The organism is Isoalcanivorax indicus, from assembly GCF_003259185.1.
In the GTDB taxonomy this organism is placed as follows: domain Bacteria; phylum Pseudomonadota; class Gammaproteobacteria; order Pseudomonadales; family Alcanivoracaceae; genus Isoalcanivorax; species Isoalcanivorax indicus.
Genome location: NZ_QGMP01000001.1, coordinates 2,451,482 through 2,465,272, shown reverse-complemented (window position 1 = coordinate 2,465,272; position 13,791 = coordinate 2,451,482). Strand labels below are relative to the sequence as shown.

Here is a 13,791-nt window from a genome sequence, read left to right as displayed (position 1 = left end):
GGGTCAGCGCGCATTATACAGGGCGTCCCGCTCCAGCGGCGACCCTGGGTTACAGGTTGGCGGGTGACAGGCCGAGGTTACAGGCTCTGTGCCGCCAACAGGGCGAGGTAGGCCACATAGCCACTCAGCAACAGCAGCCCTGCCAGCCGCCCGAGTGTGGCGCGTCCGGCGGCCAGCACCAGGACCAGCAGCAGCACCGACAGCGCGAGCATGGCCGGGTAATCACGCACCAGCAAGGCCGGATCGATCACGCCCGGTGCCAGCAGGGCCGGTACCGGCAACACCGCCAGCAGGTTCATGACGTTGGAGCCGACGATATTGCCGATGGCCAGATCGGCATGGCCGCGCAGGGCAGCGGCCACCGAAGCGGCCAGCTCCGGCAGGCTGGTGCCCGCGGCCACCAGAGTGAGACCGATCACGGTTTCGCTGACGCCCAGCCCGAGGGCCAGTTCCACGGCCCCCCAGACCAGCATGCGCGCGCTCCCCAGCAAGACCACCAGGCCGCTGATGAACAGCAGCCAGTCACGGGCCGCTGTGCTGCCGTGCTCGGGCACCTCGACCTCGGCGGCCTCGGGGCGCGCCTTGCGGAAGGTCCACATCAGGGTGCCGATCAGCGCCATGGCCGCCAGCAGCAGGATGCCGTCCTGGCGTGACAGGTGCCCGTCGAGCAGGAACAGCCCGGCCAGCAGGGCCACCAGCAGGTAGACCGGCAGATCCTGATGACGGGTGTCGGCGGTAATCAGAATGGGGCGAGCGAGCAGGGTCAGCGCCAGCACCATGCCGATGTTGGCAATGTTGGAGCCGAGCGCATTGCCGATAGCCAGATCGCTGCTGCCGGTCAGCGCGGCAGTGGCCGAGACCAGGATTTCCGGTGCCGAGGTGCCGAAAGCGACCAGCGTCAGGCCGATGGTCATGGGGGTCATGCCCAGGCGCAGGGCCAGACCGGCAGCGCCCGCCACAAAGCGGTCGGCACTCCATACCAGCAGGGCAAGGCCGACAACGCAGGCTGACAGGGCTGTGAGCATGGAACCTCCGACGGTGACGCTGTTCCAACAGGTAACGAAAGGCGCCATTAGATAGGCAGTGGCTGCATGTCGGCAAGCCCGCCGTGCAACGATCAGGCTGGACAAGGGTCCAATGGCTCGCTTAGATAGGTTTGCCTGTTAACCAGGGTTCAGCCTGTCAGCAGGTCCAGAACGCCAGGAGAGATGGAATGCAAAGTAACCCGATTACCGCACTGTGGCGCCAGGCCACGCTGGTCTGCACGCTGATGCTGGCCATGGTGGCTACAGCCCAGGCCGCGCCGTCGCCGGACGATGTGATCCGTGAGGCAGTTGAACGCATGACGCAGCGGATCGACGCAGATCGCGAGCGCCTGAAGAGTGAGCCGTCTTACGCCCGGCGCGTGGTCAACGAAGAGCTGGATGATCTGGTGGATTTCCGTCGCATCACCCGTCTGGTGATGGGGGACCATTTCCAGAACGCCAGCGGTGAACAGCGCCGTCGTTTCATGGAGCGTTTCCGTTCCAGCCTGGTGCAGACCTATGCAGCAGGCGTGACCATGTACGAAGGCCAGCCGATCCGCGTGTTGCCGCTTCAGGATGGTGACGTACGCGACAATCGAGCCCGCGTGCAGATGGAATTCGGCACCGAGAGCGGTCGGCCGATGCCCATTGCCTACACCCTGTTTCTGGATGGCGAGCAGTGGAAGGTCGATAACGTGATCGTCAACGGCCTCAACCTGGGCCGTGTCTACCGCATGCAGTTCGACCAGGCGGTGCGTCAGCATCAGGGCGACATCGACAAGGTGATTGCCGGCTGGACGGTGGAACTGGACCCCGACGAGATCAATACCACCAGCAACTGAGCCGACGGATGAAAAAAAGCCGTCAACCCTCTATGATAGCCGGCCCGATATGCGGGCCGGTGTGCTGTGTGCCGTGCCCGCGAGTAGCTAACCGTACAGGCTGACCGCACAGGGCACAGGAGAGGGCATGAATCCCGAACAGATCAAGGCGCTACTGGAAGCAGGCATCGACGGTGCCGAGGCCCGGGTGCAGGGCGATGGTGGCAAGTTCGACCTGCTGGTGATTGCGCCCGCCTTCGAGGGCCTCAGCCCGGTGAAGAAGCAGCAGCTGGTCTACGGCTGCATCAATGCCCAGATCGCCGATGGCAGCATTCACGCCGTGAACATCCAGGCACTGACCCCCGCCGAGTGGGAGCAGGCCCAGCGTCGCGGGCTCATGTAAGCCGCGCGACGCCCCACTGACCGACTATCCCGACCAGGACACACCCTCATGGACAAATTGATCATCACCGGCGGCAAGCGGCTCGACGGCGACATCCGCATTTCCGGCTCCAAGAATTCGTCGCTGCCGATTATCGCTGCCACCTTGCTGGCAGATGAGCCGGTGACCGTGGGTAACCTGCCGCACCTGCAGGATGTCACCACCCTGATCGAACTGCTCGGCCGCATGGGCGTGCGTCTGGTGATCGATGACCGCATGAACGTGGAGGTGGACGCCTCGACGATCTCCGACTTCCAGGCGCCCTATGAACTGGTCAAGACGATGCGCGCCTCGATTCTGGTACTGGGGCCGCTGGTGGCGCACTTCGGCAAGGCGATTGTCTCGCTGCCGGGGGGCTGTGCCATCGGCAGCCGCCCGGTGGATCTGCATTTGCGTGGCCTTGAGGCCATGGGTGCCAAGATCGAAGTGATCAACGGCTATGTGCACGCCACGGTGGATGGCCGGTTGCGCGGCGCGCGCCTGGTGATGGACACCGTGACGGTGACCGGTACCGAGAACCTGTTGATGGCCGCCACCCTGGCCGATGGCATCACGGTGATCGAGAATGCGGCCCGCGAACCGGAAGTGGTGGATCTGGCGGATTGCCTGACCAAGATGGGCGCGCGTATTCAGGGTGCCGGTACCGACACCATTACCATCGAGGGTGTGGAACGACTGCATGGTTGCCACCACAATGTGATTCCGGATCGCATCGAGACCGGCACCTTCCTGATTGCGGCGGCGGCCACGGGCGGCCGTATCCGCGTGCGCGACACGGCGCCCAAGTTACTGGATGCGGTGCTGCAGAAGCTGACCGAGGCGGGGGCGAAAATCGAGGTAGGCGAAGACTGGATCACGCTGGACATGGAAGGCCGTCGGCCGAAATCGGTGTCCCTGCGTACGGCGCCTTATCCGGCCATGCCCACCGACATGCAGGCGCAGTTTGCGGCGCTGAATACGGTGGCGGAAGGCACCGGCACCATTGTCGAGACGGTGTTCGAGAACCGCTTCATGCACGTGCAGGAAATGAACCGCATGGGTGCAGATATCCAGGTCGAGGGCAACACCGCCATCATTCGCGGTGTGCCGCAGCTTACCGGTGCGCCGGTCATGGCCACGGATCTGCGCGCCTCGGCGTCGCTGGTGATTGCGGCGCTGGTGGCGTCCGGCGACACCACAGTGGACCGTATCTATCACATTGATCGCGGCTACGAATGTATTGAAGAAAAACTGCAGATGCTCGGCGCCACCATTCGCCGGGTGCCTGGTTGACGCATCGAGGAACGCATGGCAACTGATCGGCCACTGACCATCGCCCTGTCCAAGGGCCGGATTCTCAAGGACACCCTGCCGCTGCTGGCGGTGGCAGGTATCCGTCTGCTGGAGGATCCGGACAAGTCGCGCAAGCTGATCTTCGAGACCAGCCGCGACGACGTGCGCATTGTCATCCTGCGTGCCACGGATGTCCCGCCTTATGTGCAATACGGCGCGGCGGACATTGGCGTGGCAGGCAAGGACGTGCTGATGGAGCATGGCGCGGCGGGCATCTTCGAGCCGCTGGATCTGGAAATTGCCCGCTGCAAGCTGATGGTGGCGGCGCTGCGTGATGCGCCCCCGGTAAGCGGGCGGCTGCGCGTGGCCACCAAGTTCGTCAATGTCGCCCGGCAGTATTTCGCCAGCCAGGGTCGCCAGGCTGATGTGATCAAGCTGTACGGCGCCATGGAGCTGGCGCCCATTGTCGGGCTGGCGGACCGCATCGTGGATATCGTGGATACCGGCAATACCCTGCGTGCCAATGGCCTGGAGCCGACGGAAGTGATTGCCGACGTGTCCAGCCGCCTGATCGTCAACCAGGCCAGCATGAAGACCCGGCATGCCGATATCCAGGCCATCATTGATCAACTGGCCACGGCTGTGGCGGCCAACCGCGGGTAACCCGACATGAAGACCAACCGGCTGAATACTGCAGACGCTGATTTCGACACCCGGCTGGCGGCGCTGACGGCGTGGAGCGAAGAGCGTGATGCCGAAGTGGCCCAGCGTGTGCGCGATATCATTGCCCAGGTGCGCCAGCGCGGTGATGCGGCGGTGGTGGAGTACACCAACCGCTTCGACCAGCGCGATGTGGCGGATATCAGCGAACTGGAACTGACCCGCGAGCAGCTCGATGCCGCCCTGGCGCGTATTCCTGCCGCACAGCGCGAGGCGCTGGAAGCGGCGGCCGAGCGCGTGCGTGACTACCACACGCGCCAGCGCCAGGAGTCCTGGGACTATCAGGATGCCGACGGCACCTTGCTGGGCCAGCAGATCACGGCACTGGACCGGGCAGGCATCTACGTGCCCGGCGGCAAGGCCGCTTACCCGAGCTCGGTGCTGATGAACGCGATTCCGGCGCGGGTCGCGGGGGTCGGTGAAATCATCATGATGTCGCCCAGCCCGGGTGGTGTGCTCAACGATACGGTGCTGGCCGCCGCCGCCATTGCGGGTGTGGACAGGCTGTTCACCATCGGTGGCGCGCAGGCGGTGGCGGCACTGGCCTGGGGCACGGCCGGTATTCCCGCCGTGGACAAGGTCGTTGGCCCGGGCAACATCTATGTGGCGGAAGCCAAGCGCCAGGTGTTCGGCAAGGTCGGTATCGACATGATTGCCGGTCCGTCTGAAATCCTGGTGATCTGTGACGGCAAGACCGACCCCGACTGGATCGCCATGGACCTGTTTTCCCAGGCCGAGCATGACGAGGAAGCCCAGGCCATTCTGGTGTCACCGGACGCGGCGTTTCTCGACCGGGTGGCGGACAGCATGGAAGCGCTGGCGGTCACCCTGGAGCGCGAGACCATTATCCGCACCGCCATGGCGGATCGGGGCGCGCTGATCCAGTGCCGTGATCTGGACGAGGCCGTGGACCTGGCCAACCGGATTGCTTCCGAGCACCTGGAGTTGTCGGTGCAGGAGCCGCTTGCCATGGCTCGGCGTATTCGCCATGCCGGAGCGATCTTCCTGGGCCGTCACACGCCGGAAGCGCTGGGCGACTACTGTGCCGGGCCCAATCACGTGCTGCCGACGTCGGCCACGGCACGCTTTTCCTCGCCGCTGGGGGTCTATGACTTCCAGAAGCGCAGTTCACTGATCGGTTGTTCCCCGCAGGGTGCCGACCGCTTGTCGTACATCGCCGGGCCGCTCGCACGCAGCGAGGGGCTTACCGCCCACGCGCGCAGCGCGGAAATGCGTCGCGCGGACAAGGACTGACCCATGAGCCGCTACTGGAGCCGCTTCGTTCACGACCTGGAGCCCTACGTGCCCGGCGAGCAGCCGAAGATGGCGCGGCTGGTCAAGCTCAACACCAACGAGAATCCCTTTGGCCCCTCGCCGAAGGCGCTGGCGGCCATTGCGGCGGCCAGCGGCGATGATTTGCGTCTGTATCCGGACCCCGACGCCTCGGCCCTGAAAGCGGCCATTGCGCGCCGTTATGCGGTGCAGGCCGATCAGGTGTTTGTCGGCAACGGCTCTGATGAAGTGCTGGCGCATCTGTTCATGGGCTTTTTCCGCCAGGACAAGCCGATCCTGTTTCCGGACATCACCTACAGCTTCTACAAGGTGTATTGCGGCCTGTACGGCATCGACTACCGTACCCCACCGCTGGATGACGACTTCGGTATCCGGCTGGCCGATTATCCGCCGGACAACGGCGGCATCATTTTTCCCAACCCGAATGCGCCCACCGGACGCCTGTTACCCCTGGCGGACATCGAGGCGCTGCTGCAACGCAACACGGCATCACTGGTGGTGGTGGACGAGGCCTACGTGGACTTCGGTGGCGAATCCGCCGTCGCTCTGGTGAGCCGTTATCCGAACCTGCTGGTCACCCAGACGTTTTCCAAATCCCGCTCGCTGGCCGGTCTGCGGATCGGCTTTGCCGTGGGCCAGGCGCCCTTGATCGACGGCCTGGAGCGGATCAAGAACAGCTTCAATTCCTACCCGCTGGATCGGCTCGCCATCGTTGCCGGTGTCGCAGCCATGGACGATGAAGCATGGTTTTCGGAGTGCGTGGACGCCATTGTGGCGGAGCGGGAGGCCCTGACAGCGGCCCTGGCGGCTCGTGGGTTCGAGGTACTGCCGTCGGCCGCCAATTTCGTCTTTGCCCGCCACCCGGGCCATGCTGGTGAGGCGCTGGCGGCCGGTCTGCGCGAGCACGGCGTGATCGTGCGGCATTTTCAGCGGCCAGAGCGGATCTCGCCGTTCCTGCGTATCACGATTGGCACCCCGGAGCAGAATCAGGCGCTGCTCAGCGCGCTGGACAGCCTGCTGTAAGGTGCCGCGCCGCCCTCAGTGGCGGCGCTCGCGATCATTCTGGGCGGGCGGCCGGGTGCCGATAACCACTTGCAGTGTCAGTGGTTCACGATTGCGAATCACGTTCAGTTCGATTTCAGTGTCCGGCGCAGTGCCGGCAATGATGTTCATGGCCTCGAAGCCGTCGCGCACGCCACGGCCGTTGATGCCGGCCAGCACATCGCCGGGACGCAGCCCGCCCTGGTGCGCGGGGCCGTTGCGCACCACTTCCGATACCAGCCCGCCACGGGCTTCGTCGAGTCCGAACGAGGCCGCCAGGTTCGGCGTAATGTCCTGCACCGTTACCCCCAGCCAGCCCCGGATCACGCGACCGTGTTCGATCAAGTCGGTCATCACCTTGCGCGCCGTGGAAGCCGGTGAGGCAAAGCCGATGCCTTCCCAACTGCCACCGGCGGACAGGATGGCCGTGTTGATGCCGATCAGGTTGCCCTGGGTGTCGATCAGCGCACCGCCGGAGTTGCCGCGGTTGATGGCCGCATCGGTCTGGATGAAATTCTCGAACGTGGCGATACCGAGATTGCGCCCGGTGGCGCTGACAATACCCATGGAGACCGTCTGGCCGACGCCGAGCGGGTTGCCGATGGCCAGCACCACATCGCCGACACTGGGGGCCTTGTCGCCCAGGCGCACCACCGGCAGGTTATCCAGCGGGATCTGCAGCAGCGCCAGATCGGTTTCCGGATCGATACCGACGATGCGCGCCGCTGCCTCGCGGCCGTCATGCAGCGCCACCAGCACCTCGTCCGCGTCGCGGATGACGTGATAACTGGTCAGCATGTAGCCTTCCTGCGAGACGATCACCGCCGAACCCAGGCTGGCCAGAATGCGCTCGCGGCGAGGCTCTTCCATGAAACGCTGGAACAGGGGATCGTCCGGGGTTTCGCCGCGGGTGACCACCTGCGTGGTGTAGATATTGGCGACCGCCGGGGCGGCATGGTTCACCGCATCGGCGTAGGAGGTGGCCAGCTGGCCGGTGCTGACCACCTGCCGGTTGCCATTGGCGCCGGGGCCGCTCTGGTGCCACCAGAGCACGGCAAGGCCGACAATCACGCCCGTCAGCGCCGGGCCGGCCAGAAATCTCAGCAGCTTCATTACAATGTCGTCCCGCGACTCGAGTACACTGGCCCGGAGTGTACCAGAGAGTGCTGTACCAGAGGACGCCACCCGGAGAGGAACTGATGCTCAAACGTGACGACATGCTTCGTATTCTGGACGAGCTGCTGACGCCCCAGGCGTTTCGTGACTACTGTCCGAATGGCCTGCAGGTAGAGGGGCGCGAACAGATCCGCCGCCTGGTGACCGGCGTAACGGCCTGCCAGGCGCTGCTGGATGCCGCTCTGATCGAAGAAGCCGATGCCGTACTGGTACACCATGGCTACTTCTGGAAAAACGAAGAACCGGCCGTGCGGGGCATGAAAAAGCAGCGCCTGCAGACGCTGCTGCGACATGATCTGAACCTGTTTGCCTATCACCTGCCGCTGGATGCCCACCCGGAGTTGGGCAACAACGCCGAGCTGGGCCGCCGCCTGGGGGTAGAGGTGACGGGCGCCCTGCGTGATGACGGGATCGGCCTGATCGGGCGGTTGCCCGAACCCATGAGCGCGCTGGAGTTTGCCCGGCTGGTGGAAGACGCCGTCGGCCGCGAGGCGCTGCATATCGGCGAGGCAGAAGACGAGATCGAAACCCTGGCCTGGTGCACGGGCGCCGCCCAGGGTTTTATCGAGCAGGCCCAGGCGCTGGGGGTGGATGCCTACCTCAGCGGCGAGATCTCAGAACCGACGGTGCATTTTGCCCGGGAAACCGGCATCCACTACTTCGCCGCCGGCCACCACGCCACCGAGCGCTACGGCGTGCAGGCCGTGGGGGAATGGCTGGCGGCTGAATACGGTATCGAGCACGTCTTTATCGATATCGACAATCCTGTCTAGCGCTTGTCGTCGGCGGTAGAGCAGCCCTGATCCTCACAGCCCTCGGCATAGTCGCGGGGCGGCGCCACCACATCGTCGAGCTCTGGCTCGCGCGGCCGGGCAAAGTCATCCAGGGGAGAGAAGGGGCCGTCTGCCTTGATCCGCAGGCCGAAATCCTCGGACAGCGTGCCCTGCGCCGCTGGCGCATAATCCAGCGGCTGGGACAGCGGTACCTTGTCGCCGCCCTGATCGCCCGGATAACCCGGCAGGCTGTCCAGCGACTTGGCCATGGCCAGGCGCCGACCCTGTTCGCTGCACAGGGTGCGCGCGCCCTCGGACAGGTGCTCATGCACCGAGCGGTAGGCGCCGGTGAGCTGGTTCACCAGATCGGCCGTGCGCAGGAAATGGTTGTCGACCTCTTCACGGTGCCGGGTGAGGGTGGCCAGCGCCTCGTCACGCTCCTGCTCCAGTTGCTTGCGCTGACGGCGGGCGGGCAACAGCAGAAAGGCCCCGGCGGCCCCGACCAGCAGGCCGGCGGCGAATGTCAGCAGCACTGCAGACAGGTTTTCCATGATTCACTCCTCGCAGGATAACGGCATCTATTGCAGCATAGCTGTTCCGGCCTCGCCAAGCAGTGAGGGCAGCGAATTGTTAGAATTCGTGGCATACCATTACGGTCATACCATCACGGAGGCCCCTCATGGCCACAGGAACGACCGAACGATTCATGCTGGAAGGGCCCGCTGGCCAGCTGGAAGCCGTCTACGAGCAGGGCGACGAGACACCGCGCTTCTGCGCCCTGGTGTGTCATCCACACCCGCTGTTCGGCGGCACCATGCAGAACAAGGTGGTGACCACCCTGACCCGCACCTGCCGGGATGCCGGCGGCGCCGCGCTGCGCTTCAATTTTCGCGGTGTGGGCCAGAGCCAGGGGGCCTACAGCGACGGCCTGGGTGAGGCCGAAGACCTGCTGGCGGCCGAGGCCTGGCTGCGGCATCGCTGGCCGGATCTGCCGCTGTGGCTGGCCGGCTTCTCGTTCGGCAGCTATGTGGCGGCGCGCGGTGCCCGGATCCTGGCGGATAACAACCGTAACGCCAGCCATCTGTTCCTGGTGGCGCCGCCGGTGCACAACTATGACTTCGCCAGTATCGAGCACAGCGGCTGCCCGGTGACTGTGGTGATGAGCGAGGATGACGAGGTGGTGCCAGCGGAACAGGTGTTCCGCTGGACCGAAGAGACCCCGCTGGCGCCGGACCTGATCCGCTTTCCCGATGCCGGGCATTTCTATCACGGGCGCCTGGTGCAGCTGGCCGAGGTGGCGCGCAGCCGGCTGCCTAAGGGCGCGGCTGCCGGTGACGGCTGATTGCCACGGCGGGCCACCGGCGCTACATTGGCCGCCCTGATCGGTATAGTGATGCGCGGGCACTTCCGCGCCGGGGGCGAACGGGGCCATGACACCACTTGAGCACTACCAGCGCGACCTGACGCGTCCGGAGTTTTTCCGCGACGCCGCGCAGGCGCGTGCGGTGGAGCGGCTGGATGCTCTGTATCATCAGCTGGTGTCACGGTCGCCTTCCCGATCGCGCCTGTTCCGCCGCCGCCCGGCCCCCGTGAAGGGGCTGTACATGTGGGGCGGCGTCGGGCGCGGCAAGACCTACCTGATGGATGTCTTCTTCGAATCCCTGCCCTTCACCGAGAAGCGGCGCATGCACTTCCACCGCTTCATGCAGCACGTGCACCACGAGATGCGCGCCCGTCAAGGACAGAAAAATCCACTGGTGGCCATCGCCCGTGATTTTGCCCACAGCACCCGGGTGTTATGTTTCGACGAGTTCTTCGTCACCGACATCACCGACGCCATGATTCTGGCGACGTTGCTGGATACGCTGATCGCCGAGGGCGTGACGCTGGTGGCGACATCGAACATCGAACCTGACGGTCTCTATCGCGACGGTTTGCAACGTGCCCGGTTCCTGCCCGCTATTGCCCTGCTCAACAACCACACCGATGTGTTGAACGTGGACGGCGGCACGGATTACCGCCTGCGTTTGCTGGAGCAGGCCGAGTTGTATCATTGCCCGCTGGGCGACGAGGCCGAGGCGTTTCTGGCCGAGCGGTTTGCAACCCTGGAAACGGAACACGCCAACCATCGTGAAAATGTGGATCTGGACGTGGAAGGGCGACCGATTCGCGCGCGCAAGGTCAGCGATGATGTAGTCTGGTTCGACTTTCGTGCCTTGTGCGATGGCCCGCGCAGCCAGAACGATTACATCGAGCTGGCGCGGGAATTTCACACGGTATTGCTGGGCAATGTGGAACGTATGGGGGCGGCTTCGGATGACCGGGCCCGCCGCTTTATCAATCTGGTGGATGAGTTCTATGACCGGGGCGTGAAGCTGATCATCACGGCCGAAACCCCGATCAGCGAGCTTTACATCGGCGGTCGCCTGGACTTCGAGTTCGATCGCACCCGCAGCCGACTGCTGGAAATGCAGTCACATGACTATCTGGCACGCGAGCACAAGGCCTGAGCGTCTGGTGCAAACGCCTCACAGGAGAGCAAACATGATACCCCGTACCCTGTTTTCGTCTGATCACGACACCTTCCGCGACACCGTGCGCAAGTTTCTGGAGAACGAAGCTGCGCCGCACCACGAAGAATGGGAGCACACCGGCCAGGTGCCGAAAGAGCTGTGGCGCAAGGCGGGCGAGCAGGGCTTCCTGTGCCCGATGGTGTCTGAAGAATACGGCGGCCTGGGCGCTGATTTTCTTTACAGCGTGGTGGTCAGTGAAGAAATTTCCCGCGCCGGCCTGACCGGCATCGGCTGGGGCCTGCACACGGAGATCGTGGCGCCCTACATCGAGCATTACGGCAGCGAAGAGCAGAAGCAGAAGTACCTGCCGAAGATGGTGTCCGGCGACATCATTGGCGCCATCGCCATGTCCGAACCGGCTGCCGGGTCCGACCTGCAGGGCATCAAGACCACCGCCGTCAAGGACGGCGACGGCTATATCCTCAACGGCTCCAAGACGTTTATCACCAACGGCCAGAATGCCGATCTGGTGATCGTGGTGGCCAAGACCGATCCGACCAAGGGCGCCAAGGGCATCAGCCTGTTTCTGCTGGACGCCGGCACCCCCGGCTTCGAAAAAGGCAAGAACCTGAAGAAAGTGGGCATGAAAGCCCAGGACACCTCCGAGCTGTTCTTCCAGGACGTGCGCCTGCCGAAAGAGGCCCTGCTGGGCCAGGAAGGCATGGGCTTTATCTACCTGATGCAAGAGCTGCCGCAGGAACGTCTGGGCATCGCCATCAACGGCCTGGCCATGGCCGAGAGTGCCTTCGAGCAGACCGTGCGCTACGTGAAAGACCGCAAGGCCTTCGGCAAGAGCATCGCTGAATTCCAGAACACCCAGTTCAAGCTGGCAGAGCTGCACACCAAACTGGAAGTGGGCCGCGCTTATGTGGACCGCTGTCTGGAACTGCACCTCAAGAAGGAACTGGATATCCCCACCGCGGCGGCATCCAAGTACTACATCACCGACCTGCAGTGCGAAGTGATCGACGAGTGCCTGCAGCTGCACGGCGGCTACGGCTACATGTGGGAATACCCGATCGCCCGCATGTTCGCCGACTCCCGCGTACAGCGTATCTACGGCGGTACCAACGAAATCATGAAGACCATCATCGCCAAGCAGATTCTGGCGGACTGATGTAACGCTTGTTCCAGAACGACAAAGGCGGCCACATGGCCGCCTTTTTCATACCTCCAGCCAATCCAACGCCCGCGCCAGACTCTCCTTCCCAGATACACCCTAACTTCATGAAGCCAACTGCGTACTTGCTCCATATCCACGACATCGTCGATATCACAGGCCTGAACATGCTTTTTACGCAAATTTATATAAATTTATTGTGGCGTCATATGCAAATATTTAGGTGGTGAGGGTGTGACACGCATCACGATATCTGCTTGAATCCATATGGGGGTTAGACCGAGTAACACGACCGACAACAAGAAGGGATGCCACGTGAACCGGCTGGAGCGCCTTTACCTTATCCACGAAACCCTGCGTGACGCCCGCCATCCAGTGCCGCTTCGGCGCATGGTGGAGGCCATGGAAGTCACCGAGGGAGCAGCCAGGAAGGACATCCGCTACCTGCGTGACCACTTCCGGGCGCCTATCAAGTACAACCAGCAACTGAACGGCTATTACTACGACCCCGAGGCTGACGCCTTTGAGCTCCCCGGCCTGTGGTTCACCGCTGCCGAGCTCCATGCTCTGCTGGTTTGCCAGCAAATGCTCGAAGGCCTGCAGTTCGACGCCATTGAAGACCTGATGAAGCCCCTGAAAGACCGCATCCGCGAACTGCTGAAAGCGGGCGGGCGGGGGGACACCGACATCAGCACCCGCGTGAAAGTCCAGCCAGTCCTCTACCGCAGCGTCCACAGCGCTACATTCCAGGTGGTGGCGGATGCCTTGATGGCGGGGTGGCAACTGGGCTTCGAGTATCAGGCGCGCAGCAAGGCCGAACGCAAAACGCGCCAGGTTAGCCCCCAGCGGCTGCTGCATTACCGTGATAACTGGTACCTGCTGGGCTGGTGCCACCGGGCCGATGCCCTGCGGCTGTTCTCCCTGGACAAGATCGAGCAACCGGTGGCGCAGGAGAGGCCCGCCCGGCAGCTTTCAAATGGGGAACTGGAGCTGGATACCGAGGGCAGCTTCGGGATCTTTCTGGGTCCGGCCCGCGATTACGCTCACTTGCGCTTCAATGCCAGTGCGGCCCAGTGGGTGGCGGATGAGCACTGGCATCCGGACCAGCAGGGGGAGTGGCGTGGGGAGCACTACCACCTGACGGTGCCCTACGCGAATCCGACAGAGCTGATCAAGGAGATCTTGCGACACGGGGCTGATGTGGAGGTGTTGGAGCCGGAGGAGCTGAGAGAGGCGGTGGCTGCAAGGTTGCGCGAGGCGGTGAAGCGGTATGGTTAATTGCAGGGGCACTGTACAAAAGGGTAGTGCCATTCTGGCGCAGCGTAGCTTGCTAGGCTTGAGAATGTGGAACAGTGGGATTAAGGGAGAGGATGGTGGGCAAGAAAAAAGAAAGCCCCCGAAGGGGCTATCCAGTATCGGTGATGTCGAGCCGAAGCTCTCATCTTGTTACCGAAGGTCCCCACCATCGGAAAGTTCGATACATTGCAAAGGCTAGCGCGCTGAGGGCGCTCGTGTCAACAAGGTGAGATCAGATT

The 13,791-nt window shown here is 63.6% G+C and carries 14 protein-coding genes; 11 read left to right on the top strand and 3 right to left on the bottom strand.

From position 1 onward, the window contains the following. Positions 1 to 77: 77 nt before the first annotated feature. Entirely contained in the window at positions 78 to 1,025 is a 948-nt protein-coding gene (locus tag DKW65_RS11130) for a calcium/sodium antiporter (protein ID WP_111657311.1), read from the bottom strand. 188 nt (positions 1,026 to 1,213) lie between these two features. On the opposite strand from DKW65_RS11130, the gene DKW65_RS11125 reads away from it, so the two are divergent. The 6 genes from DKW65_RS11125 to hisC all read left to right on the top strand — a co-directional run bounded on the left by DKW65_RS11125 (position 1,214) and on the right by hisC (position 6,596). After that, positions 1,214 to 1,867 (top strand): MlaC/ttg2D family ABC transporter substrate-binding protein, encoded by a 654-nt coding sequence (locus DKW65_RS11125; protein WP_245932477.1) that lies wholly within the window; start codon positions 1,214 to 1,216, stop codon positions 1,865 to 1,867. 127 nt (positions 1,868 to 1,994) lie between these two features. Further along, on the top strand, positions 1,995 to 2,249 hold the full coding sequence (locus DKW65_RS11120) for a BolA family protein (protein WP_111657310.1): 255 nt from the start codon (positions 1,995 to 1,997) through the stop codon (positions 2,247 to 2,249). 48 nt (positions 2,250 to 2,297) lie between these two features. Further along, the gene (gene murA, locus DKW65_RS11115) at positions 2,298 to 3,560 is read left to right on the top strand and encodes a UDP-N-acetylglucosamine 1-carboxyvinyltransferase (protein ID WP_111657309.1); all 1,263 of its coding nucleotides are present in this window, start codon (positions 2,298 to 2,300) and stop codon (positions 3,558 to 3,560) included. Positions 3,561 to 3,575: 15 nt separating this feature from the next. Further along, a complete protein-coding gene (gene hisG, locus DKW65_RS11110; RefSeq protein ID WP_111657308.1) occupies positions 3,576 to 4,223 on the top strand; it encodes an ATP phosphoribosyltransferase in 648 nt (215 codons plus the stop codon). Positions 4,224 to 4,229: 6 nt separating this feature from the next. Further along, a complete protein-coding gene (gene hisD / locus DKW65_RS11105; protein ID WP_111657307.1) occupies positions 4,230 to 5,534 on the top strand; it encodes a histidinol dehydrogenase in 1,305 nt (434 codons plus the stop codon). A 3-nt stretch (positions 5,535 to 5,537) separates the two neighbouring features. Further along, complete coding sequence (hisC, locus tag DKW65_RS11100; RefSeq protein ID WP_111657306.1) at positions 5,538 to 6,596, top strand: histidinol-phosphate transaminase; 1,059 nt, start codon at positions 5,538 to 5,540, stop codon at positions 6,594 to 6,596. A gap of 15 nt (positions 6,597 to 6,611) precedes the next feature. Here hisC and DKW65_RS11095 read toward each other — a convergent pair whose 3' ends face one another. Then, positions 6,612 to 7,727, bottom strand: coding sequence for a S1C family serine protease (locus tag DKW65_RS11095; protein ID WP_111657305.1), 1,116 nt, complete (start codon positions 7,725 to 7,727; stop codon positions 6,612 to 6,614). Between the two features lie 86 nt (positions 7,728 to 7,813). On the opposite strand from DKW65_RS11095, the gene DKW65_RS11090 reads away from it, so the two are divergent. Continuing rightward, entirely contained in the window at positions 7,814 to 8,563 is a 750-nt protein-coding gene (locus DKW65_RS11090) for a Nif3-like dinuclear metal center hexameric protein (protein WP_111657304.1), read from the top strand. Here the strand turns inward: DKW65_RS11090 and DKW65_RS11085 are convergent. Then, positions 8,560 to 9,114, bottom strand: coding sequence for a Z-ring associated ZapG family protein (locus DKW65_RS11085; protein WP_111657303.1), 555 nt, complete (start codon positions 9,112 to 9,114; stop codon positions 8,560 to 8,562). The two genes, DKW65_RS11090 and DKW65_RS11085, sit on opposite strands and share 4 nt — an antisense overlap. A 128-nt stretch (positions 9,115 to 9,242) precedes the next feature. On the opposite strand from DKW65_RS11085, the gene DKW65_RS11080 reads away from it, so the two are divergent. The 4 genes from DKW65_RS11080 (at position 9,243) to DKW65_RS11060 (ending at position 13,534) form a co-directional block, all read left to right on the top strand. Continuing rightward, entirely contained in the window at positions 9,243 to 9,905 is a 663-nt protein-coding gene (locus DKW65_RS11080; RefSeq protein ID WP_111657302.1) for an alpha/beta hydrolase, read from the top strand. An 88-nt stretch (positions 9,906 to 9,993) separates the two neighbouring features. Beyond that, on the top strand, positions 9,994 to 11,073 hold the full coding sequence (gene zapE, locus DKW65_RS11075) for a cell division protein ZapE (RefSeq protein WP_111657301.1): 1,080 nt from the start codon (positions 9,994 to 9,996) through the stop codon (positions 11,071 to 11,073). Between the two features lie 34 nt (positions 11,074 to 11,107). Then, positions 11,108 to 12,253: an acyl-CoA dehydrogenase family protein gene (locus tag DKW65_RS11070; RefSeq protein ID WP_111657300.1), complete on the top strand. Its 1,146-nt coding sequence runs from the start codon at positions 11,108 to 11,110 to the stop codon at positions 12,251 to 12,253. Between the two features lie 318 nt (positions 12,254 to 12,571). Beyond that, positions 12,572 to 13,534, top strand: coding sequence for a helix-turn-helix transcriptional regulator (locus DKW65_RS11060; protein ID WP_111657298.1), 963 nt, complete (start codon positions 12,572 to 12,574; stop codon positions 13,532 to 13,534). Positions 13,535 to 13,791 lie beyond the last annotated feature (257 nt).

What these genes read in the sequence shown, in the direction of transcription:
- DKW65_RS11130 (WP_111657311.1), bottom strand. Translation starts at nt 1,025, where the DNA reads ATGCTCACAGCCCTGTCAGCCTGCGTTGTCGGCCTTGCCCTGCTGGTA.
- DKW65_RS11125 (WP_245932477.1), top strand. Translation starts at nt 1,214, where the DNA reads ATGCAAAGTAACCCGATTACCGCACTGTGGCGCCAGGCCACGCTGGTC.
- DKW65_RS11120 (WP_111657310.1), top strand. Translation starts at nt 1,995, where the DNA reads ATGAATCCCGAACAGATCAAGGCGCTACTGGAAGCAGGCATCGACGGT.
- murA (WP_111657309.1), top strand. Translation starts at nt 2,298, where the DNA reads ATGGACAAATTGATCATCACCGGCGGCAAGCGGCTCGACGGCGACATC.
- hisG (WP_111657308.1), top strand. Translation starts at nt 3,576, where the DNA reads ATGGCAACTGATCGGCCACTGACCATCGCCCTGTCCAAGGGCCGGATT.
- hisD (WP_111657307.1), top strand. Translation starts at nt 4,230, where the DNA reads ATGAAGACCAACCGGCTGAATACTGCAGACGCTGATTTCGACACCCGG.
- hisC (WP_111657306.1), top strand. Translation starts at nt 5,538, where the DNA reads ATGAGCCGCTACTGGAGCCGCTTCGTTCACGACCTGGAGCCCTACGTG.
- DKW65_RS11095 (WP_111657305.1), bottom strand. Translation starts at nt 7,727, where the DNA reads ATGAAGCTGCTGAGATTTCTGGCCGGCCCGGCGCTGACGGGCGTGATT.
- DKW65_RS11090 (WP_111657304.1), top strand. Translation starts at nt 7,814, where the DNA reads ATGCTCAAACGTGACGACATGCTTCGTATTCTGGACGAGCTGCTGACG.
- DKW65_RS11085 (WP_111657303.1), bottom strand. Translation starts at nt 9,114, where the DNA reads ATGGAAAACCTGTCTGCAGTGCTGCTGACATTCGCCGCCGGCCTGCTG.
- DKW65_RS11080 (WP_111657302.1), top strand. Translation starts at nt 9,243, where the DNA reads ATGGCCACAGGAACGACCGAACGATTCATGCTGGAAGGGCCCGCTGGC.
- zapE (WP_111657301.1), top strand. Translation starts at nt 9,994, where the DNA reads ATGACACCACTTGAGCACTACCAGCGCGACCTGACGCGTCCGGAGTTT.
- DKW65_RS11070 (WP_111657300.1), top strand. Translation starts at nt 11,108, where the DNA reads ATGATACCCCGTACCCTGTTTTCGTCTGATCACGACACCTTCCGCGAC.